This is a genomic window from Petroclostridium sp. X23 (assembly GCF_030013905.1).
GTDB lineage: Bacteria > Bacillota > Clostridia > SK-Y3 > SK-Y3 > X23.
Window position 1 is genome coordinate 2,476,059 of sequence record NZ_CP124862.1, and the last position, 21,174, is coordinate 2,497,232.

Here is a 21,174-nt window from a genome sequence, read left to right on the forward strand (position 1 = left end):
TTATAACTTTCCTCTCTCCGCCAATTCCAGATAAACCAAAACAAACATTGCATGGGACCATGTCAGCGGGACAACCCACGCTGCTTCCCCGGTATATTTATCAACCTGTTCAGGAAGAAACCCAAGGTATGTCTTATGGGCCGCAGCCCACTCCAAATATTCCTTTGCTTTTTCATAGTTTTCCACCCGTATATGGTACAGCGCCATCCATAGCGTTGTCAGTATCCATGGATTACCTCCCATATATGCGTCGGTCTCATATCTTTTCAATCCTCCTATTTCCGGTGAGGTCAGGTGATACTCTATGGCCTTTGCCGTACTCTCCACTTTAGGGTGCTGCGGGTCCATCACTTCAAAGGGTACTGAAACACCCAGCAAGCTTATATCTACCATTATATCCAATGCAGACACCCATTTTTTATATCCCTTGGGATTCAAAACGATTTCTTTTTTCCCGCCATGACCTTCAAAGCCCCAGCCTTGTACCGTAGAATTGACCGCTCTATAAAATCTGTTCTGCACCGGATCCCACAATACATTCTCTATTGCATTCCTCATATCTGCAGCTTTTCTTTCCCACTCCGAACGATTGACATAATCTTTATCTAATATTCCATCCACCTCTACAGCTGCCTTCAATCCTGCATATACCGCGGCGCATGAATAGGTATGCTGGCCTATCCTTTCTTCCCATAGGTCATAGGTAGGTTTAGGCAGACGATTCTCTTTATCCACGAATTCTATCAGAAAATCCGCTCCCTTTTGAATGGCCGCCCATGCCCATTCCAAAAAACTTTTATCTTTAACAAGATTATAATGCTGCAGCATTCCCCACAGCAGTGTTCCTGTCTCATCAATCTGAAGCCCCCATGAAGGAGCAAGGTTTCCATCCAAATGATACCTTTGGTACCACGAACCATCATTCGCCTGCGCATCTACCGCCCATTGATAGAACTTTTCCACAAGCTTTGGATAACCGGCACGGTCTAAAGCAGAAGTAATAAAAGCCGCGTCCCTACCCCAACAATAGGCATATCTCCCACACTTAGTAAATTCTTCATCCATTTCAGGTGCAGCAAGAAGTCCTCCGGTCTGTTCATCACTCATCAGCTTAAAAGTCAAAAGAGAACGGCGATATAATTCGTCCAATTCTCTATTGCCGGTTATTATCTCTTTCCCTGATTTAAGATAATCCAGCCAAAAATCCTCTGTTTCCTGCATAAGCGCATATATATTTTTGCTTTTGATGTGTGATACACTTAAAGCGGCATCCTTCAACGTATGGGCACAGCAAATGTAAATCGTAATGTTCTTTTTTTCTCCCGGTAGGATGCTTCCCAATTCCCACGCCTGAACGCCCTGCCCAAGCATACCCACGTCATCAATACCGTAAAACTCGGAACGTACTGCTGCATTATAGGGGTCATTGGTTATTTGATAATCCACTACTTTTCTGTTGGCAGCTACCGCAAAATAATAATTGTGACGATAATGTACCAAACAATCCAATTCAAAATCGAATAACGTACTTCTCATATCACCGATAGAACTGGTAAGGCTGGAATAGCCCAGCATATTTATACTTTTCTTCTCTTGACTGATATTTTCAACTTCAAAATACCGGATACAAACATTATCTTCTATTGTTAAAAAATCCGTGCAGGTAATTCTAAATCCCAAATCATTGCTTAAATAAACTGTCTCAACGATATTGGTATCGGGAATATATCTCTGGCTGCGTTCCCACTCATCGCCTTGCAGCCATTTGGTACTGTAACTGCTGCCGGAAGTATATATACCTATTTGAAAGCTATCAAGATGCTGAGGATAATCGATGTGAGGCCAAAACAGCCTTACCAATTCTCCACGCTTATCAATACATGCCAAAACTCTTGAATTTCCAATCACTGCGTCATTAAAGTATGTCTTCATATCCGTCCTCCCAAGTTGTATCAATAATATTACTGTATCATACAATGTATAGCAAAATTGTACTACTTTAGGATATTATATTCAATAAAGATAAATTAATGCGTTGGGTCATATAAGAAGAACTCCTAATACTGCCGAACTAATGACTGCTAAAATCGGATTCAACTTAAATTTTTTTACCGCCACCAATATAATCAGAAAAATGGTTATTGCTCCAGGTTGTATGTTGATCCCTTCGAAGAGATTGACAGTCTGTCCTGTCAAAAGATATTTTATTCTTTCAAACGGCAGTTCATCTGTAAATATGGACATCTCCGCAAAAAACAATACCGCAGAGCTGATGAGGCCTATCGTCACAGGGCGTATTCCTCTCAGTACCGACTCCACGCCGCTGTTTTGCTTAAACTTAACCATAACCCCCGCTATTAGAATCACTAGTATAAATGATGGCAATGATACGCCCAGCGTCGCAGCAACTGATCCTAATACACCTGCTGTTTTCACACCGATATATGTTGCCGCATTCACAGCAATAGGACCGGGTGTCATCTGGGATATGGCCACTATATCGGCAAATTCTTGTGCTTCTATCCATCCATTGGCTTGGATTTCTTCCTGAATCAGCGGAATCATCGCATATCCGCCTCCAAAACTGAATAGCCCTATCTTAAAAAAAGTCCAAAATAGTTTGAATAAGATCATGCTTTCCCCTCATTTCTAATCTTCCTGTGATATGCGATAAACCCGATTGCCCCTCCAACAATAATCATTAATATGGGATGTGCATCAAAGACCACCACGGCTATGAAGGCAGCCCCTGCCAGAATCATTCCTACTTTATCTTTCACCGCAGCTTTACCCAATTTAACAGCCGCCAGTCCGATTAGTGCTACAACGCCTGCTCTGACACCGGTAAAGGCTTTTTGTACATATGCATTTTCCTCAATATTGAATAAAAGAAATGCAATCATAAGAATGATAAGAAAAGATGGCAATATTACTCCTAATGCAGCGACAATCGCCCCAACAATACCCCCTACTTTATATCCGATAAATATCGATGTATTAATAGCTATTACACCGGGAATAGATTGTGAAATAGCAAATACATCTACAATTTCTTCTTCCGAAACCCAATTTTGATTATCAACTACTTCCCTTTCTATTAAAGGCAGCATGGCATATCCTCCACCTATGGTAAACGCGCCAATCCGAAAAAAAATCATAAACATCTTCCATAATGTTTTAAGCTCTATTTTTTTCATTACCGTATCAGTCCCCTTTATTTTAAAATGGAAAGCAATGATCAGCAAAGGGCTGAGCTTACTGAAAAAACCCTATTCCCGAACGTTAAGCGCTTTTTCAGTCGTTCCTTACTTTCACTGCTACCCTAAATCAAACCACTTAAACATTTTAACATAAAATTCAAAAAATAAAAGGCCCTATCGTCGAATGATAGCACCTATAATAAACTTATTAATTGAAAATCTGTGCACTGTCTAAATACCCGCTATTGCAACGTATTAAAATACTTTATTAACGCGACATACATACTCCATGCCAACTTTTTTTGATAGCTGTCACTTTGAAGCAGTTCTTCTTCTTTAGGATTGGATAAAAATCCGCATTCTACGACTACAGCAGGAATGGATGCTTCTCTCAATAAATAGATATCGCTGGTGGCCGGCTTGGCTTTCCGGTTATTTCCGTTATCGACCCCTTCTATTAATTCTTTTTGAATGACTTCTCCAAGCACCTTGCTTTGTTCATCATTTGTTGAATAGAAAACCTGCGCACCATAATACTTTGATTGCTCAAATTGATTGAGATGTATACTTATAAATGCATCCGCCTGACTCTGCTCCATTATACTTTTGCGGTTTCTTAAATCAGAATTTTTCTTACTCCTTATTGTATTCTTATCGGCATCGTGAATAGAATTATCATCTGCGCGGGTAAGTACTACCGTTCCTCCGCTTTGCTCCAGCAATGCCTGCAGTTTTTGTGCTATTTTCAAGTTAATATCCATTTCAAGTACCCCTGAGGTTTTTCCTGATGCACCTCCATCAGGATATCCATGCCCTGCATCAATGATAATAATTCTATTGGTAGTGGGAAGTGCTATTGTAGGAATATTATCATTCTGCGTATATAAATTGAAGGTCATATATGAAAGGATACATATTAGTATTATTAGTAAAAGATTTGTTCTTTTTACCATTAGAATCATCCGATTATCATCCCTTTGCCAAATAGTCTTATAATAAGAATATTCTGTTTAGACTTTCATTATGACTCTATGTTAGGATAGAATGAAATAAGACCGGCATCTGTCGGTCTTATTTCATTCTATCCTTTTCTTTTATCTTTTACATAAACACTTCCCAGTATATCTTTAGCCTTTTTCTTAACTTCTGCTGCTATTTCCGATACTTGCAAAGAACTAAAGAGAATCCTAAATTCATTGGTTACAATTGCAACCGATACACTTATTAATGGAAATTTCATATGATTCCCTAAACGGTCAGTAGTAATAATATAACCTCGTTTCTTATCTTTCTCTTCATATAAATCTAATATTTTCCTATCAAAATCTTCTATAATGGCCTCTGCGATATTTTCGGATTGTTCAGGGATAGTAATAATTACAAAGTCATCCCCACCGATATGGCCGATAAAATCCTTACCGCTCCCAAAAAGCTTAACGGTATCATGTAAAATATCTGCCGTTAGCTTAATAGCCCTATCACCACTGGCAAACCCATAAACGTCATTGTATGCCTTAAAATTATCCAGATCAATGTATAATACTGCAAATAACTCTTTTCTGGCAATCCGGCTGTTTATTTCCGACTGTATTTCGATATTGCCTCTTAAACCGGTTAGCGGATTGGCCCATCTGTTTCTGTCAATCCGCTTAAGGGTATTTCTGACTCTGCTAATAAGTTCACGAGGATTAAAAGGCTTGGTAATATAATCATCCGCACCCAGCTCTAATCCTTTCAATTTATCCTCTTCATTATCTTGAGCTGTTAGCATAATAATAGGCATGAGATTATTGCTTTCATCATCTCTTAAAATTTTACATACTTCGAACCCATTCATTCCGGGCATGACAATATCAAGGATAACCAGATCCGGCTTTTCTGATCGTACCTTAAGCAGACCTTCTGCTCCACTAAATGCTTTTATTACCTCATATTCTGCATTTTCCAGAATATCCGATATTAATTTGATCATAAACTCGGTATCATCAATGACCAGAATCTTTTTCTTAAACATAGCAACGCCTCTCATCTGGCAGGCAATTTATGGTTAAATCCTATATCAAGTAAATTATCCACCATTCTTTCGATAACCATTACTTCGCACAACTCATAAATAATAGCATTATATATTATATAACATACTTTTGCAAAATTAAACAGTCAATTGAATAAAATATAGGAATTTTGCCACATTGAGAAATTCTCAATTGTTTTGTTTTCTTCTTCCTCTATGCTGTTGTTTACCGGATTGAGGCAGATCATCCACAATAGCCTTGGCATTTTCTCCCCATGCATTAATCAAAGTGTTGGCTACAGCTTCTTTAATACCCATTGAGGAGTAAGTCGCCCCGGATATAGAATCCACATCTGCAGTTTGATTTTTAATAATATCAGAAGCAACTGTACTGTAAGCTCTATCGAACCATTTAGCATCATCATTGTTTTCTATAACATTGTGTCTCCATTTCTGTCACAGGAGATCTTGGGTGAATCTCCAAATTCCATCTGTCCTTGGGGATTCATGTTTTCAGCGTAATATGAGGTCGTTTCATTTTCGTAGGATGCCCTCAGACGATAAGGCATATTCACGATATCAGGACCAACATAAACAGTAAGACAAAGGTATGCGGTAGTTTTTTGTGTTGGATTCTCCATATCTTCGTCCTCATGTTTAGCTTTTTAATCCAGTCATCATATCATCTTTTTGAGAATTTCCTTTAATCTAAACAATTCAACTTTCGCACCTGGTTAGGTTAATGTGCGTACAACCTTTAAACCCAATAATTTCAGACAAGGCCTTCCGCCATGACAGCAGCTGCCGTCAGCAAACATTCCAGGTATTGCCCCCCATCTAAGGTCGGTGAAACTGATTCTCTCTCCATACTCCCTGGCCTTTTCCTGAAGTCTCGGTATCACCTCCAGATGGAGCATGTCCCTTTCGGCCTGCATATCCCTGAATGTACTGGATACAAATATTGATTTTATAAATTCCCCCTATTGCCAGTCCAGCTTTAGGCTCATGTAATAACGTCTATAAAAATAATTCCATCAAAGATGTATATAGTTGGCATATCGTGAGATACTTTCCTCTATTGGCATGCATGTGAAAGATGATGATACTTTTCTGCATTCTCACTATTTAAAAATTTGAATTATATTTTGGGGATGAATTACGAGTTATACTTTCACGCGAAAGTATGTTATGATATAGAATAGCATAGGTTGTAAAATTCGTCAATTTGACTGAAGAAATTAACAAAAATATTACATTGTGGTGACAAAAGGAATAACTGCTACAATACTGCAAAGGAGAACATTCATGGCCATTAGACCTACGATTAAGACAATTGCACAGATAGCCGGCGTATCACACGTTGCTGTTTCCAGAGCACTGCGCGGATGTTCTGACATTTCCCCTGAAACAACAAAACGTATTCTTAAAATTGCTGATGAAGTCGGTTATACACCTAATGCTGCAGCCCGCAGTCTTTCTTCGAAACATACAAATGCAATCGGTATGATTATTCCGACGCTCGCAGAAAATACAGCCTACAGTTCTGTTTTCAATCAAGTGAGTAATGCTGCCGCAGAGTATGGCTATACGGTATTGTTGGGAAGCAGCCACCGAAATCTGGAGCTGGAAAGGAAACATTGCCGCATGATGTGTGAAAGCCGGGTCGGTGCATTGATTGTAGCCTCATCCACAAGTGATGTTTCTCATATAAAGGAAATTTGTCGCGAACATGTGCCGGTCATTTTTGTAGGTGGGAAAACGGGACTGGATGAAGTATATTCGATGACTTGCAATTATCGCTATAGTGCCTCTCTTGCTGTACAGCATCTTTATACTTTGGGGCATAAAAATATCGCTCTGTTCACATATGGCCCGGAGAATAATACTATCCGTCAAAAAGAAGAAGGTTTTATCTATGAGATGACCCAACGCGGACTACAGCCGAATATTCTTACAACCGGTCATTGTGACGACACAAGTTCTGCAGGTCGTGACTTGGTTAGCAAACTCATTTCTGAAAGCCGCCTGCCAACTGCAATTTGGTGTGCCAGTGATCTGATGGCTGTTGGTGTACTTAGCACTCTTAGAGCACATGGTATCCGTGTACCGGAGGATATATCTTTAATTGGTCACGATAACCTATATATCAGTGGGCTTGCAGGTATAGAACTGACCACGCTTCACACCCCCATGCAAGAACTGGGCAGAGCTGCTGCTGAACTAGCTGTTCGTTTAATTGAACAAAAGGACTCCATTGTACCTCATCAAGTATTTACAACCAACCTGGTGATACGAAATACCACAAGCAATGTGTCAGCATAAACTTTGCAACTATACTAAAAAACAGTCACCGAATGGAGAACTGCGGTTCTCCTTGACAAATCATTTGGATTACTTAATAACCAATTAGCTGCGAAAATATAACCAGTACCGCTCCGACCATCAGATATATGCCTACCAGCGGTGCATAGAACCGGATCCATTTCTCATAAGTGACTTCGCTGACCGCCAATACACCATTAAGCGTTGTAGAAATAGGAGAAGCGACATTAGTTAATCCATCCCCCAGTTGAAATGCATATACCGCAGCCTGACGAGACAGCCCAAGAGAATCCGCCATCGGCGTCATAATCGGCATAATCAAGGCTGCCTTCGCAGAACCTGATGTAATCAGGAAATTAATCAACGCATTAAACAAAAACATGCCTAATAATTGAAAAACCGGCGGAAGTTGATAAACCCGCTGCGTCAGATAGTAGGTTATTGTGTCCATAATGCCTCCGTCTGTGAGTATTAGGCGTATAGTTGACGCAATTCCAATAACAATGACACCTTTCATCATTTTTCTTGATCCGGCAATAAAGCAATCACAAATATTCGATATTTTATATCCGGCCGCCAAGCCAACCGTAACACCGATAACCAGAAATGCTACAACAATATCAGCGGTTTTCCACCCCCATAATGAGATACCCATGGTTAAAATCAAGAATCCAGTTGAAAATAAAATCAGACTAAATTTCTCACTATGATTTATAGGGCTTTGGTCCATTTCTGACAGTGTTTTCTCATAACCCATCGACAGGCGATTTTTCTTGGCGTATGACATAATATAGGCACTGGTAACCACAATTAAAACCGGCAGGGTCAACCACCTCAGCCAGGCTCCTGAGAAAAGTGGTAATTCAGCAATTGTCTGGGCTACACCTACACTAAATGGATTAAATACTCCTGCTGTAAATCCCGCATTGACACCAAGCGTTATCATTGCTAAACCTGACATTCGGTCTATACCCAATGCATGTGCTGCCGCAATCCCTAAAGGTACAAATATAACAGAAGCCGTTGTTAATCCCATCGTAAACCCGAAAACAGAAAACAGACTGATAAAAATCGGAATAATCCAGAGTTCCCCTCCATGAAAAATCCTCAATGACCTTGCGCATAGCTTCGTCAAACATCCTGTTCCCATGATTATTTCAAAGGATCCTCCTGTAATTAAAATCAACCACATTAAGGAGGCCGTTTTGGGTAAACACAGCGCTTCATAAAACTTATGGAATATCAGCCATGGGGCCACCGGACTTTGTTCCATATACGAGTAGCTTCCGGGAACCAAAAGCGTTTGCCCTGCCTTCTCATCAAACACACGTTCAAAGGAACCCGCAGGTATTATGTAGGTCATCAAGCACGATAATAGGACCAATATAAACAGAAAGACAAATGTATGCGGCAGCTTTATTTGTGGTGGCTTCTCCATTTTATCATCCTCGCAGTTTACTTTTCAATCCGGTCATTACATCACCTTTTTGGAAATTCTGCTTTTATCCTAGCATAAAAAAAATATATTATCCAGTAAAAGAATGTAATGATTCATCAACAGCTTAAAGGTTAACCAGGTTCTGGATATAATTTTATAGATTTCACTCCATTTTTGTACCGCAATCGGAGCAGAAGTTCCCCTGTACTTTCGTGCCGCAATTTGAACAGAAACGTTCTTTATTCACCACATACGGTGTTCCGCAGTTGCTGCAGAATTTCCCGCTGACCTGACCGCCACATTTGCTGCATATGCCTGTTGACATGTTCTTATTGTTCTGCTGCATAAATGTCTGGTCAACCCCCGGAGATTGTTGCTGTCCCTGATTCCCATTCTGAACAATCGATGGAGAAGGTATGGTTCTGTGGAACATTCCTCCCATTGCCTGACTCATCATATTAAGATTCATAAATCCCACACCGGCACCTGCATCATTCCCTGCAGCTGCATGAACAGCATTAGTAAGAACTGCCTGTTGAGAAGCAAAATCTCCTGAGCGCTCAAATTCATCTATTTTTCTCTTGCTTTCATCATCCAGTATTACATTTATAATATGGAAATCAACTATACGTAAACCTCTTTCACGTATGTTTTTATCAAACACTTTTTCTTGCATTAATTCTTTTATCATAAAGCCTTGTGAAGGCAAATCTAAAGGAAATACCTGATGTCCCTCATCACAAAGCGAATTCAATACTGCCTGGAAAACAGCTATGATCTCCATTCTCATCTGATCGCAAAGCTCTTCCTTACCATAAATTGGAGCCGTACCTCCTATTCTCTCCAGGAATCGTGCAGGCTGGTCTATCTGAAAGGTATAATTGCCGCTGCACTTGATTCCTACCCTGATAGGTACCACATGTCCCGGTCTTCTCGCATCCGACATGCAATGCTCCCAATCCCTGTACATTACAGGTGCAAGGGTACCAAAGCCATTATTAAGTATTTCTTTTGTATTTAAAAAGAAAACTGCTTGATCCTGAAATCCTGCTCCTCCAAATGTAAAACGGGTCCACATTTCACGAAATGTATCCATGTAATCACCCGAAAAGAAGGATGGGGAAGCTTCTGATCTGAATTCAAAGGCCCCCGGTTCTGCCGATGCATCCAAAACTTTTCCGTTATCAACAATAACAGCCATTTGGCCCGGATTCACAATAATAACACTTCCGTTTCTGATGATTCCATTCTTGCCGGTTTTTTTCATCATCAGAATATGATCCCCCATATCATCACACCTGATGGTGGTTAAGCTCTGGGTGCCGATTGTTCCTTTTATACTATCAAGAGTAATTTTTAGCAATCCCATTATGCCGCCTCCTTTTTCCCTTTAAAAATGTCATTAATTTTAATAATGAATCTATTTACTTTTTTAGCAATTTCATCACTCACATTATATAGTGCTTCAATTTTCCAGTCATAGTCTGCAAGATCGTATTCTGCTCCGCAGTACCTGCACTTGCCGTCAGCAGCTAAATCCATTGGCATGCCACAGCTTTCACAGTAGAATGTCTGAACATCAAAAACATTTTGGTAATATACATTCTGATTTCTATATAGAATTACTCCAATATTTTCCGAAGTTTCTTTAATGACTTTTTCTGGTGTTATATATAAATTGAAAGTTGCAACTTCCAGCTTTATATGCTGTCTGCCGTCTTTCACCCAGAATTTTTTAATATTTAGCTTTGATAAGTCAGTCTCTGTGAAGATTAGTTGGTCTTCTTCTGTTTTCAAGGAATTCTTCCACCTTTCAAAGAAGGAAGAATCCATAAATGCTTTCATTTTCCCCGGGTAATTCTGATATGTAAGCATAAGCCTCCGTAATAAATAGCCCGCTCTTTCATTGACCCTTTGAGGGCTGCTCATCTTATCATACTTAATCAGGTGTCTATAGGGAAAAATTAAATAAATATAATAAACCCCACCCAGCAGCATTGTAAAAACCAAGAAATTTGATGCCCAGCCGGCCAAAGTTGAAACAATACTGCTCTTCCCCAAAAATAAGCTTGCCACAACCACTGCAATTATTGCATAACCTAGGACTAACCCTGCTTTTTTACTTATTTCTTCAGTTATTATCGACTTTGTTTTTTCGCCGCTCGTACCCCCGAGAAGTCCTTCATTAGACAGCTTAATATCTCCGATAATCCAATCATAGGAGTCAGAAGAATACTTCGCTCCGCAATTATGACAAATAAACTGTTCTCCTACCAGTTTAATTGGACTTCCACATCCCTGACAATAAAATTCTTTTTTCTCTCTTTGCTCCGGATTTCTGGACAAAACCATAGTCAGATTGGATTTAGAAAATTGTCGTTTCCATAATACAGTGTCATTTGTAGTATCTATTAGACTCTCCTGGTAGTTTCCTGTCAATTTTTCTTCTGTAACGGAGAATTTCCCAAAATCTGAAACTGTTATGGATTCATCTCTTTCCTTTTCCTTTTTGGGAATGAATTTTATATCTCTTTTGAGTCCCAGCCTGTTAAGATTATTTATCTCCATATTGAGCGCCTGAAACAATAAGTCAGACATACTGTTCATAATTGTATTGATATTTCTGTTTCTGAATAAATCAAAATAAAGATTTCTGAATCTTTGAGATTTTTCTTCACTAATTCTCCGCTCAAATTCATTTTTTGATCCGTCTTCCGGTCTATAGGTCTTTTCTTTTTCCAGTTTTTGCATCAAAAAACCAAATAGGCCTGCTACAACAATAAAAATAAGAAATGATTTCATATTGCCACCCTGCATATTACAGACGATGTCCGTAATACTGTCCAACAAATATATATGGTTGAAAAATGGACAGTCTGCATTTATCCTTTCTTTTATTATTTTTAACTATTTTCCTTGTTTTCTATTGAAAGTACTTACTTATTTCTTTTATTTTTTCAAGTATGGTTACTAGATTCTGTGGATTATCCGGTAAAGAAGAAATAAGCTTAGATAAGTAATTCAGCTGCGTTCGAATGTGTTCATAGACAATATGAAGGCCCCATGCCAAAAGAGAAAACATTACTAAAAGGATCAGTTTGTTTATCAATGTTGCTCTTGCCAAATTCCGTATATTAGAATTTTTATTTTTTCCAAAGGAAAATATAAGTGTTGCAACCCAGCCGATAACAGGCAGATACATTACAAAAAGTATAATCCAGAAACCGCCTGTTGATAAAGCCTCTGTCTTTAGATCGTATTCTTCCATAGCTTCTTCTTTTGGTTTTACATTTACGCCGATTTTCCCTTTCTCTCCCAACCTAATTAATTCTGCCATCCTCTTTAATCACCCCTATGATATTTTAATTGAGAATTTGCACAAAACTTACAGATAGTTCTACATTTTTTTGCTTTCACGTGTAAGTAAATTTATATTTAGAGTATCATAGCTATTGGGCAAAGTCAATATTACTTATTTGCATTCCTGCCACTGAAGCGAATAACAATCCAAAAAAGGTACTTGGACTTAATAGTCCAAGTACCTTTTTTTCCTAAAGATTCCGTCCGGATATCAATATTCATTGGCAATGAGCATCTTTCTTTCTTATCAGCTCGGTAAGCACATTGACAACAAGCCCTACGAGGGGTGGAAACAGTACTCCCGCCGCAGCTCAAAACCTATGACTTTCGCATAGCCTGCCATAATCACCGCTAAATTTTCAGCTAAGTACACTTGTATTACTTTAATCTATTAAATCCGACTTCTGCAGCAGTCTCCTTACTATTGCCGCAACCTCCGCCCTTGTAATGTTGTCAGCCGGAGCTATGAGCGTGCCGCCCTTTCCTGAAACTATGCCTGAACTTACACAAGCAGCCATACTTTCTCTTGCCCATGCCGACCCTTCGGTAGAGTCTGAGAATTCAGAAAGCAGCTTTTCTACTTCGCTTTCCTTAAATTCCGCCTTCAGTCCTGTTATTTTCATAGCTCTTGCTATCATGGTCATGGTCTGCTCACGGGTAATCCTGTCATTGGGGCCGAATTTGTCGTTTCCATAGCCTGAGATTATTCCGTATTCATTGGCTATAGATACTGCATTGTAATACCACTCACCTTTTGTTACGTCGCTGTATACATTCTTTCCTGTACCCGAACGCATCAGACCCAGCGCTTTAACTATTATGGCTGCAAATTCAGCTCTGGTAATATCTCTTTCCGGTTCAAACCTGCTGTCTCCCACTCCGTTGATAACGAGCCTTGATCCCATGTCATTTACCTCTTCCTTCGCCCAGTGATTGTCTACATCCGCGAAGGTCTTAGGACTCCATATTACCGAATAGGTGCTGTTTGTCAGACTGTTGATTTTTGCAAAATATTTTCCGTTTATATTAATTATTGTGGTCGGCACATGTGAGAAGGTTCCATCTGGATTCAACACAATTCCTGTTGTAATCCTGCTTGGATCAATACCCTCAGGTATTGCAACCGTTCTCTCCACATATCCGTTGAATTTTGAAACCTCTACAGTTCTACTTCCGCTTGTACAGGTGATTTCAAATTCAACAGGTTTTACTACTATCTGATAATTGTTCCTGTTTGCCGTTTCTTCAACTATTTTCACCGTATCATCAGGCGGCGATGATACTTTTACATTTACTGTAATGTCTTTCAGCTCCACCTGGGAACCTATCTGTTCTGATACCGAATCGATGTTCATTTGTGCCGCCGGAAGTGTGTAAGTAACATTTTCGGTCTTGATTTCCAGTACTGCTTCCTTTGCTTCCATGTTCTTTACTGTCTGGCCGTTTAACTGCCCTACGACAACATCTGAATTATCGTTAACAGGTATCGTGACAACTGATCTGTCGCCCTCGCTTTGCAGTTTTTCCTCTACTTTTTTGTCATCCACTGTTACGGTTATAACTGTCTTATCATCCTCTTTTGTTGTTACCGCAGTGGCTGCTGTTTCTGTCTTGCCGTTTACAAGTATCTCTACTCCGCTGACTGAAGGTCTTTCAGGCGCAGGTGTTGTTGGTGTACTGCTTCCGTCCGACCCTCCTCCGCTGGATGGTGCTCTTGGTGTTACAACATTTGATGCCTGTGACTCGCGGCCTGCTCCTGCCTCATTGAAAGCTTTTATTGTGAAGGTATATGAAGTTCCGTTAGTCAGTCCCGTTACCGTTATCGGACTGGCTGTCCCCTCAACGCTTATATTGTCCGGACTTGATGTAACAATATATTTTGTAATAGCTCTTCCTCCGTTATTTCCCGGTACTGTAAAGCTGATCACCGCATGCCCGTTGCCGGCAATCGCTGTTACATTTGTTGGTGCTCCCGGTACTGTCTTCGGCGATGCACTTACCTGGGAAGACATTATACTGCTTTCATCAGGATTTATTGCATTTACTGCAAAGTAGTAGGTTTCGCCGTTGGTAAGTCCAGTTATATCGCTGCTGCTATATACAGCACCGTATACCGTATCGCAAACTGTACCATAAGATCCGGATTGCGTTGATAAGTAAACATCATATCTTTCTGCATTTGTTACATCGTTCCATATTAGATATACATGTCCGTCTCCTTCTTCTGCTGATATGATTGCAGGAATTCCGGGTGTTGTAATAGTCTGGGTTACAGTAAAGGTTACATCAACCATATTATCTGCCGATACAGTTACTGTTTCAGTGTACGTTCCACCTGCAAGTCCGTTTCTTGCTTTTACCGTGAAGGTGGTCGATTGTGTTGCTCCGCTCAAGGTTGTTGCTACTGGCTGGGTTATATCAAAGCTGTTTCCGCTTATTGCAACTGCCATATTTTCCAAGATTCCTGTGCCTGCCATTGTAACAGTAATAGTTTTTGTTTGTTGTGTACCTGCTGCATACCCTGCTGTCAGGCCCGTCATGGTCTGATTGCCGATGAACTCTATTGAGTAGGTCGGCACTGGGTTAACAGTCAGATTGCTTGTGGCTGCCTTCTGTCCGTTGCATTCCAGCATGACGCCATGTCCGTTGTGGGCTGCCACTGCCATGGCTGTTCCGTTTGCAGGGCTTGCTATTATTCCTTTTCCTGCAAAATCTGCAAACGCTACGTCCTCTGTTGAACTGTCGTCATAAGTCAGGGTTACTTCAAGGCCTGTAAGGTCTAAGCTCTCTCCTTGTGTGTATGTCAAATCTGTCGGCTGTGTCTTTACCGTGATTCCCGTTACTGCTTTTGCTCCTGTTGGCGCATAGGTTACTGTGAAGCTTACTGTGTTGCCTGCTCCCGTTCCTGCCGTAGTGGTCGTTCCTACTGATGCGGCTCCTGCTACTGCCGGGGTGAAGGCTCCTGCCTGGAACTGTTTTCCGTTCTTGGAGGTCAGCACGATTGTTGCTGTGTATGCCTGTCCTGCCTTGAATTTGCCTCCTGCTGTCAGTGCTTCGTTCCAGGTTATGCCTGTTACTGTATAGTCTGCATTTGAAGTTGCACCTTCCACCGCTGCTGCGTTTTGAGGTACTGCTCCCAGTACGGGGGCTGTGACGGTTACCGATGCTGCGGTGATTTCCGGCAGCGTTACCGTCAGATTGCTTGTGCTTGCCTGCTGTCCGTTGCAGCTTATTGTTACTGCATTTCCGTTGTGGGCTGCCACTGTGATGGCTGTTCCGTTTGCAGGACTTGCTGTTATTCCTTTTCCTGCAAAGTCTGCCAGTGCTACGTCTTCTGTTGAGGTATCGTTGTAGGTCAAGGTTACTTCAAGTCCTGTGAGGTCTAAGTTCTCGCCTTGTATATATGTAAGGTCTGTCGGCTGTGTCTTTACCGTGATTCCCGTTACCGCCTTTGCTCCTGTTGGCGCATAGGTTACTGTGAAGGTTACGGTGTTGCCTGCTCCCGTTCCTGCCGTAGTGGTTGTTCCTACTGATGCGGCTCCTGCTACTGCCGGGGTGAAGGCTCCTGCCTGGAACTGTTTTCCGTTCTTGGAGGTCAGCACGATTGTTGCTGTGTATGTCTGATCTGCCTTGAACTTACCGTTTACCAGTGCTTCGTTCCAGGTTACGCTTGTTACGGTGTAGTCTGCATTTGAAGTTGCACCTTCCACCGCTGCTGCGTTTTGAGGTACTGCTCCCAGTACGGGGGCTGTGACGGTTACCGATGCTGCGGTGATTTCCGGCAGCGTTACCGTCAGATTGCTTGTGCTTGCCTGCTGTCCGTTGCAGCTTATTGTTACTGCATTTCCGTTGTGGGCTGCCACTGTCATGGCTGTTCCGTTTGCCGGAGTTGCTGTTATCCCTTTTGCTGCAAAGTCTGCCAATGCTACGTCTTCTGTTGAGGTGTCGCTGTAGGTCAAGGTTGCTTCAAGTCCTGTGAGGTCTAAGTTTTCTCCCTGTATATATGTCAAATCTGTCGGCTGTGTCTTTACCGTGATTCCCGTTACCGCCTTTGCTCCTGTTGGCGCATAGGTTACTGTGAAGGTTACTGTGTTGCCTACGCCTGTTCCCGCTGTAGTGGTCGTTCCTACGGATGCAGAGTTTACCACTGTCGGGGTGAAGGCTGCTGCCTGGAACTGTTTTCCGTTCTTGGAGGTCAGCACGATTGTTGCTGTGTATGCCTGTCCTGCCTTGAACTTACCGTTTACCAGTGCTTCGTTCCAGGTTACGCTTGTTACGGTGTAGTCTGCATTTGAAGTTGCACCTTCCACCGCTGCTGCGTTTTGAGGTACTGCTCCCAGTACGGGGGCTGTGACGGTTACTGATGCTGCGGTGATTTCCGGCAGTGTTACCGTCAGGTTGTCTGTAGTTGCCTGCTCTCCACTGCATTCCAGGGTGACACCGTGTCCGTTGTGGGCTGCCACTGTGATGGCTGTTCCGTTTGCCGGAGTTGTTGTTATCCCTTTGCCTGCAAAGTCTGCCAATGCTACGTCCTCTGTTGAGGTGTCATTGTAAGTCAGGGTTGCCTCAAGCCCTGTGAGGTCTAAGTTTTCTCCCTGTATATATGTAAGGTCTGTTGGCTGTGTCTTTACCGTGATGCCCGTTACCGCCTTTGCTCCTGTTGGCGCATAGGTTACTGTGAAGGTTACTGTGTTGCCTGCTCCCGTTCCTGCCGTAGTGGTTGTTCCTACTGATGCGGCTCCTGCTACTGCCGGGGTGAAGGCTCCTGCCTGGAACTGTTTTCCGTTCTTGGAGGTCAGCACGATTGTTGCTGTGTATGTCTGATCTGCCTTGAACTTACCGTTTACCAGTGCTTCGTTCCAGGTTACGCTTGTTACGGTGTAGTCTGCATTTGAAGTTGCACCTTCCACCGCTGCTGCGTTTTGAGGTACTGCTCCCAGTACGGGGGCTGTGACGGTTACCGATGCTGCGGTGATTTCCGGCAGCGTTACCGTCAGATTGCTTGTGCTTGCCTGCTGTCCGTTGCAGCTTATTGTTACTGCATTTCCGTTGTGGGCTGCCACTGTGATGGCTGTTCCGTTTGCAGGACTTGCTGTTATTCCTTTTCCTGCAAAGTCTGCCAGTGCTACGTCTTCTGTTGAGGTATCGTTGTAGGTCAAGGTTACTTCAAGTCCTGTGAGGTCTAAGTTCTCGCCTTGTATATATGTAAGGTCTGTCGGCTGTGTCTTTACCGTGATTCCCGTTACCGCCTTTGTTCCTGTTGGCGCATAGGTTACTGTGAAGCTTACTGTGTTGCCTTCTCCTGTTCCTGCCGTAGTGGTTGTTCCTACTGATGCGGCTCCTGCTACTGCCGGGGTGAAGGCTGCTGCCTGGAACTGCTTGCCGTTCTTGGAGGTCAGCACGATTGTTGCTGTGTATGCCTGTCCTGCCTTGAATTTACCGTTTACCAGTGCTTCATTCCAGGTTACGCTTGTTACGGTGTAGTCTGCATTTGAGGTTGCACCTTCCACCGCTGCTGCATTTTGTGGTACTGCTCCCAGTACGGGGGCTGTGACGGTTACCGATGCTGCGGTGATTTCCGGCAGTGTTACCGTCAGGTTGTCTGTGGCTGTCTGCTCTCCACTGCATTCCAGGGTGACACCGTGTCCGTTGTGGGCTGCCACTGTCATGGCTGTTCCGTTTGCAGGGCTTGCTGTTATCCCTTTGCCTGCAAAGTCTGCCAGAACTACGTCCTCTGTTGAGGTATCATTGTAGGTCAAGGTTGCTTCAAGCCCTGTTAAATCAAGGTTCTCTCCTTGTATATATGTCAAATCTGTCGGCTGTGTCTTTACCGCTATTCCTGTTACCTCTTTTGCTCCTGTTGGCGCATAGGTTACTGTGAAGCTTACTGTGTTGCCTTCTCCTGTGTTTGTAGTGGTTGTTGTCCCTACTGATGAAGAATTTGCAACTGTTGGTGTAAATGCTGCTGCCTGGAACTGCTTGCTGTTTTTGGAGGTCAGCACGATTGTTGCTGTGTATGCCTGTCCTGCCTTGAACTTACCGTTTACCAGTGCTTCGTTCCAGGTTACGCTTGTTACGGTGTAGTCTGCATTTGAAGTTGCACCTTCCACCGCTGCTGCGTTTTGAGGTACTGCTCCCAGTACGGGGGCTGTGACGGTTACCGATGCTGCGGTGATTTCCGGCAGCGTTACCGTCAGATTGCTTGTGCTTGCCTGCTGTCCGTTGCAGCTTATTGTTACTGCATTTCCGTTGTGGGCTGCCACTGTGATGGCTGTTCCGTTTGCAGGACTTGCTGTTATTCCTTTTCCTGCAAAGTCTGCCAGTGCTACGTCTTCTGTTGAGGTATCGTTGTAGGTCAAGGTTACTTCAAGTCCTGTGAGGTCTAAGTTCTCGCCTTGTATATATGTAAGGTCTGTCGGCTGTGTCTTTACCGTGATTCCCGTTACCGCCTTTGCTCCTGTTGGCGCATAGGTTACTGTGAAGGTTACGGTGTTGCCTGCTCCCGTTCCTGCCGTAGTGGTTGTTCCTACTGATGCGGCTCCTGCTACTGCCGGGGTGAAGGCTCCTGCCTGGAACTGTTTTCCGTTCTTGGAGGTCAGCACGATTGTTGCTGTGTATGTCTGATCTGCCTTGAACTTACCGTTTACCAGTGCTTCGTTCCAGGTTACGCTTGTTACGGTGTAGTCTGCATTTGAAGTTGCACCTTCCACCGCTGCTGCGTTTTGAGGTACTGCTCCCAGTACGGGGGCTGTGACGGTTACCGATGCTGCGGTGATTTCCGGCAGCGTTACCGTCAGATTGCTTGTGCTTGCCTGCTGTCCGTTGCAGCTTATTGTTACTGCATTTCCGTTGTGGGCTGCCACTGTCATGGCTGTTCCGTTTGCCGGAGTTGCTGTTATCCCTTTTGCTGCAAAGTCTGCCAATGCTACGTCTTCTGTTGAGGTGTCGCTGTAGGTCAAGGTTGCTTCAAGTCCTGTGAGGTCTAAGTTTTCTCCCTGTATATATGTCAAATCTGTTGGCTGTGTCTTTACCGTGATGCCCGTTACCTCTTTTGCTCCTGTTGGCGCATAGGTTACTGTGAAGCTTACTGTGTTGCCTGCTCCCGTTCCTGCCGTAGTGGTTGTTCCTACTGATGCGGCTCCTGCTACTGTCGGGGTGAAGGCTCCTGCCTGGAACTGTTTTCCGTTCTTGGAGGTCAGCACGATTGTTGCTGTGTATGTCTGATCTGCCTTGAACTTACCGTTTACCAGTGCTTCGTTCCAGGTTACGCTTGTTACGGTGTAGTCTGCATTTGAAGTTGCACCTTCCACCGCTGCTGCGTTTTGAGGTACTGCTCCCAGTACGGGGGCTGTGACGGTTACCGATGCTGCGGTGATTTCCGGCAGCGTTACAGGCCCTACTCTTCCGCTTTCCACCGCCGTTCCCGGTGATGTGCCTGCCGCAGCTACAGGTGTCACTTCAAAGCTAATATATTTATTGACATCATCAGACGCCAAGGTATATGTACTGTTTAATGCTCCTGCGATTTGCACTTTACCTGCCCCGCCTGCATCGTTGGAACGGTACCACTTGAAGGTGCTTGTTCCCTGCGCATCACTGTCTGCATCTGCATAATCATAGCTGCCTGTCAGTGTCTGACCCACCTGAGCGGTTCCTGAAATTTGTACACTAGTGGCAGTAGGAGCAGTATTGCCAGAGGATACATTTAATACATAGTCTTCGAATTCACCGTAGCCTATACCGCAAGTATAATCTCCTCCATTTTGACCCCCACCATCTGCATCCAGTATAACCCGCATGTATGCCTTTCCTATTGGTATTCCAGTTGGCACTGTAAACTCTTTTGTTAGCAGTTTCGTTCCTGAGCCTGTAGCATAATTATACCATACAGCAATTTCTTCATTAGGATCTATTTCAGACAAAACACCATTTTTTTGGTCTTGATTCCAGTCAATATAAACTGAGAGATGCTGATAAATTAAATCATCACCAGTAACAGTCACTGATATTTGATATGTCTGCCCGATGATGACATCTACAGGAGCTATTTGAGGTGATGTTCTTCCAAAGTCTGTATGCCAGTTGTTACTGGTGTCTTCAATACCGTCACCGCAAACTAATATGTTTGTTCCATCTTTTGATAAAGTGACATTGGTAATATAGTCTCCATAGTCATGGCAGGTACCAGTCTGATCGAGACCTCCATGCTCTCCCTCCTGCCATATTACTCTTAAAGCAGGCGGTGGATCATATGCGTATACCACAGTGGCTCCCACAAACAACACCATTACAAGCAATAAAAAGCTAATTAATCTACGAATGGATTTTACTGTTTCCTTTTTCATAAAATCGCCCCCATTATTATCTTTAGCGCAAATAATTAATCCCAAAACATTTGTAATCTCACTGCATTGTCAATATTTTCATGACATAATCAATGCCAATAAAAATACCGAAAATAACTTCTTTCCCAATCACTTATGCATTTGTTAACCCCCTTGGACATTAGATACAATATTCTTTTGAATGCAAACAAAAATATACAATATAGATAATAAAACAAAAAATTTTTACATAGCTCACATAGTTAAGCTCATTAAACGTTGCAGTAGTTTCTGCTGCATATATCGGAATGTACATTGTAGCTATAATGCAAATAGATAACAGCAGACTATAGAAACCCCTTAAGCAGGATTCTTTCATTTTTACAATTTACACTAATTCCCCCTTTTTAAATTAAAATCATTAGATAAATCGTATTCCGCTCAGGTAATTACTTCTTTTGATTCTTCATACGACTATTGATAATCAAAATTTTCACTATAAGAGTTGGTTGATTG

Annotated in this window: 13 protein-coding genes and 1 pseudogene; 1 reads left to right on the forward strand and 13 read right to left on the reverse strand. The window is 42.5% G+C overall.

All coding sequences use genetic code 11. The annotated features are described in order from the left end of the window. The 8 genes and pseudogenes from QKW49_RS11745 to QKW49_RS11775 all read right to left on the reverse strand — a co-directional run bounded on the left by QKW49_RS11745 (position 1) and on the right by QKW49_RS11775 (position 5,855). Positions 1-1,932, reverse strand: a complete 1,932-nt coding sequence (locus QKW49_RS11745; RefSeq protein ID WP_282867719.1) for a glycoside hydrolase family 15 protein — start codon at positions 1,930-1,932, stop codon at positions 1-3. A gap of 108 nt (positions 1,933-2,040) precedes the next feature. Further along, the gene (locus QKW49_RS11750; protein WP_282867720.1) at positions 2,041-2,634 is read right to left on the reverse strand and encodes a chromate transporter; all 594 of its coding nucleotides are present in this window, start codon (positions 2,632-2,634) and stop codon (positions 2,041-2,043) included. Beyond that, positions 2,631-3,197 (reverse strand): chromate transporter, encoded by a 567-nt coding sequence (locus QKW49_RS11755; protein ID WP_282867721.1) that lies wholly within the window; start codon positions 3,195-3,197, stop codon positions 2,631-2,633. Before QKW49_RS11755 ends, QKW49_RS11750 begins: the two co-directional genes overlap by 4 nt. A gap of 245 nt (positions 3,198-3,442) precedes the next feature. After that, on the reverse strand, positions 3,443-4,153 hold the full coding sequence (gene cwlD / locus QKW49_RS11760) for an N-acetylmuramoyl-L-alanine amidase CwlD (protein ID WP_282867722.1): 711 nt from the start codon (positions 4,151-4,153) through the stop codon (positions 3,443-3,445). A 128-nt stretch (positions 4,154-4,281) separates the two neighbouring features. Next, positions 4,282-5,214, reverse strand: a complete 933-nt coding sequence (locus tag QKW49_RS11765) for a response regulator (RefSeq protein ID WP_282867723.1) — start codon at positions 5,212-5,214, stop codon at positions 4,282-4,284. A gap of 189 nt (positions 5,215-5,403) precedes the next feature. Further along, positions 5,404-5,532, reverse strand: a complete 129-nt coding sequence (locus QKW49_RS11770; protein WP_349239111.1) for a hypothetical protein — start codon at positions 5,530-5,532, stop codon at positions 5,404-5,406. A gap of 27 nt (positions 5,533-5,559) precedes the next feature. Beyond that, positions 5,560-5,649 (reverse strand): annotated as a pseudogene (locus QKW49_RS26050) (hypothetical protein); the annotation flags it as partial. Beyond that, on the reverse strand, positions 5,646-5,855 hold the full coding sequence (locus tag QKW49_RS11775; RefSeq protein ID WP_282867724.1) for a hypothetical protein: 210 nt from the start codon (positions 5,853-5,855) through the stop codon (positions 5,646-5,648). The gene QKW49_RS11775 and the pseudogene QKW49_RS26050, both read right to left, overlap by 4 nt. A gap of 664 nt (positions 5,856-6,519) precedes the next feature. On the opposite strand from QKW49_RS11775, the gene QKW49_RS11780 reads away from it, so the two are divergent. Beyond that, complete coding sequence (locus QKW49_RS11780) at positions 6,520-7,536, forward strand: LacI family DNA-binding transcriptional regulator (RefSeq protein ID WP_282867725.1); 1,017 nt, start codon at positions 6,520-6,522, stop codon at positions 7,534-7,536. Positions 7,537-7,609: 73 nt separating this feature from the next. Here the strand turns inward: QKW49_RS11780 and QKW49_RS11785 are convergent, their stop codons facing one another. The 5 genes from QKW49_RS11785 to QKW49_RS11805 all read right to left on the reverse strand — a co-directional run bounded on the left by QKW49_RS11785 (position 7,610) and on the right by QKW49_RS11805 (position 20,679). Continuing rightward, positions 7,610-8,974 carry an AbgT family transporter gene (locus tag QKW49_RS11785; protein WP_282867726.1) on the reverse strand — a complete coding sequence of 455 codons (1,365 nt, stop codon included), beginning with the start codon at positions 8,972-8,974 and terminating at the stop codon, positions 7,610-7,612. Between the two features lie 163 nt (positions 8,975-9,137). Continuing rightward, complete coding sequence (locus QKW49_RS11790) at positions 9,138-10,343, reverse strand: SPFH domain-containing protein (RefSeq protein ID WP_282867728.1); 1,206 nt, start codon at positions 10,341-10,343, stop codon at positions 9,138-9,140. Continuing rightward, positions 10,343-11,776, reverse strand: coding sequence for a hypothetical protein (locus QKW49_RS11795; RefSeq protein ID WP_282867729.1), 1,434 nt, complete (start codon positions 11,774-11,776; stop codon positions 10,343-10,345). The genes QKW49_RS11790 and QKW49_RS11795 overlap by 1 nt, the downstream gene beginning before the upstream one ends. Before the next feature lie 121 nt (positions 11,777-11,897). Beyond that, positions 11,898-12,311 (reverse strand): hypothetical protein, encoded by a 414-nt coding sequence (locus QKW49_RS11800; RefSeq protein WP_282867730.1) that lies wholly within the window; start codon positions 12,309-12,311, stop codon positions 11,898-11,900. Between the two features lie 406 nt (positions 12,312-12,717). Further along, positions 12,718-20,679: an S-layer homology domain-containing protein gene (locus QKW49_RS11805; protein WP_282867731.1), complete on the reverse strand. Its 7,962-nt coding sequence runs from the start codon at positions 20,677-20,679 to the stop codon at positions 12,718-12,720. Positions 20,680-21,174 lie beyond the last annotated feature (495 nt).

What these genes read in the sequence shown, in the direction of transcription:
- QKW49_RS11765 (WP_282867723.1), bottom strand. Translation starts at nt 5,214, where the DNA reads ATGTTTAAGAAAAAGATTCTGGTCATTGATGATACCGAGTTTATGATC.
- QKW49_RS11795 (WP_282867729.1), bottom strand. Translation starts at nt 11,776, where the DNA reads ATGAAATCATTTCTTATTTTTATTGTTGTAGCAGGCCTATTTGGTTTT.
- QKW49_RS11785 (WP_282867726.1), bottom strand. Translation starts at nt 8,974, where the DNA reads ATGGAGAAGCCACCACAAATAAAGCTGCCGCATACATTTGTCTTTCTG.
- QKW49_RS11770 (WP_349239111.1), bottom strand. Translation starts at nt 5,532, where the DNA reads ATGGGTATTAAAGAAGCTGTAGCCAACACTTTGATTAATGCATGGGGA.
- QKW49_RS11745 (WP_282867719.1), bottom strand. Translation starts at nt 1,932, where the DNA reads ATGAAGACATACTTTAATGACGCAGTGATTGGAAATTCAAGAGTTTTG.
- QKW49_RS11805 (WP_282867731.1), bottom strand. Translation starts at nt 20,679, where the DNA reads ATGAAAAAGGAAACAGTAAAATCCATTCGTAGATTAATTAGCTTTTTA.
- QKW49_RS11755 (WP_282867721.1), bottom strand. Translation starts at nt 3,197, where the DNA reads ATGAAAAAAATAGAGCTTAAAACATTATGGAAGATGTTTATGATTTTT.
- QKW49_RS11775 (WP_282867724.1), bottom strand. Translation starts at nt 5,855, where the DNA reads ATGGAGAATCCAACACAAAAAACTACCGCATACCTTTGTCTTACTGTT.
- QKW49_RS11790 (WP_282867728.1), bottom strand. Translation starts at nt 10,343, where the DNA reads ATGGGATTGCTAAAAATTACTCTTGATAGTATAAAAGGAACAATCGGC.
- QKW49_RS11750 (WP_282867720.1), bottom strand. Translation starts at nt 2,634, where the DNA reads ATGATCTTATTCAAACTATTTTGGACTTTTTTTAAGATAGGGCTATTC.
- QKW49_RS11800 (WP_282867730.1), bottom strand. Translation starts at nt 12,311, where the DNA reads ATGGCAGAATTAATTAGGTTGGGAGAGAAAGGGAAAATCGGCGTAAAT.
- cwlD (WP_282867722.1), bottom strand. Translation starts at nt 4,153, where the DNA reads ATGGTAAAAAGAACAAATCTTTTACTAATAATACTAATATGTATCCTT.
- QKW49_RS11780 (WP_282867725.1), top strand. Translation starts at nt 6,520, where the DNA reads ATGGCCATTAGACCTACGATTAAGACAATTGCACAGATAGCCGGCGTA.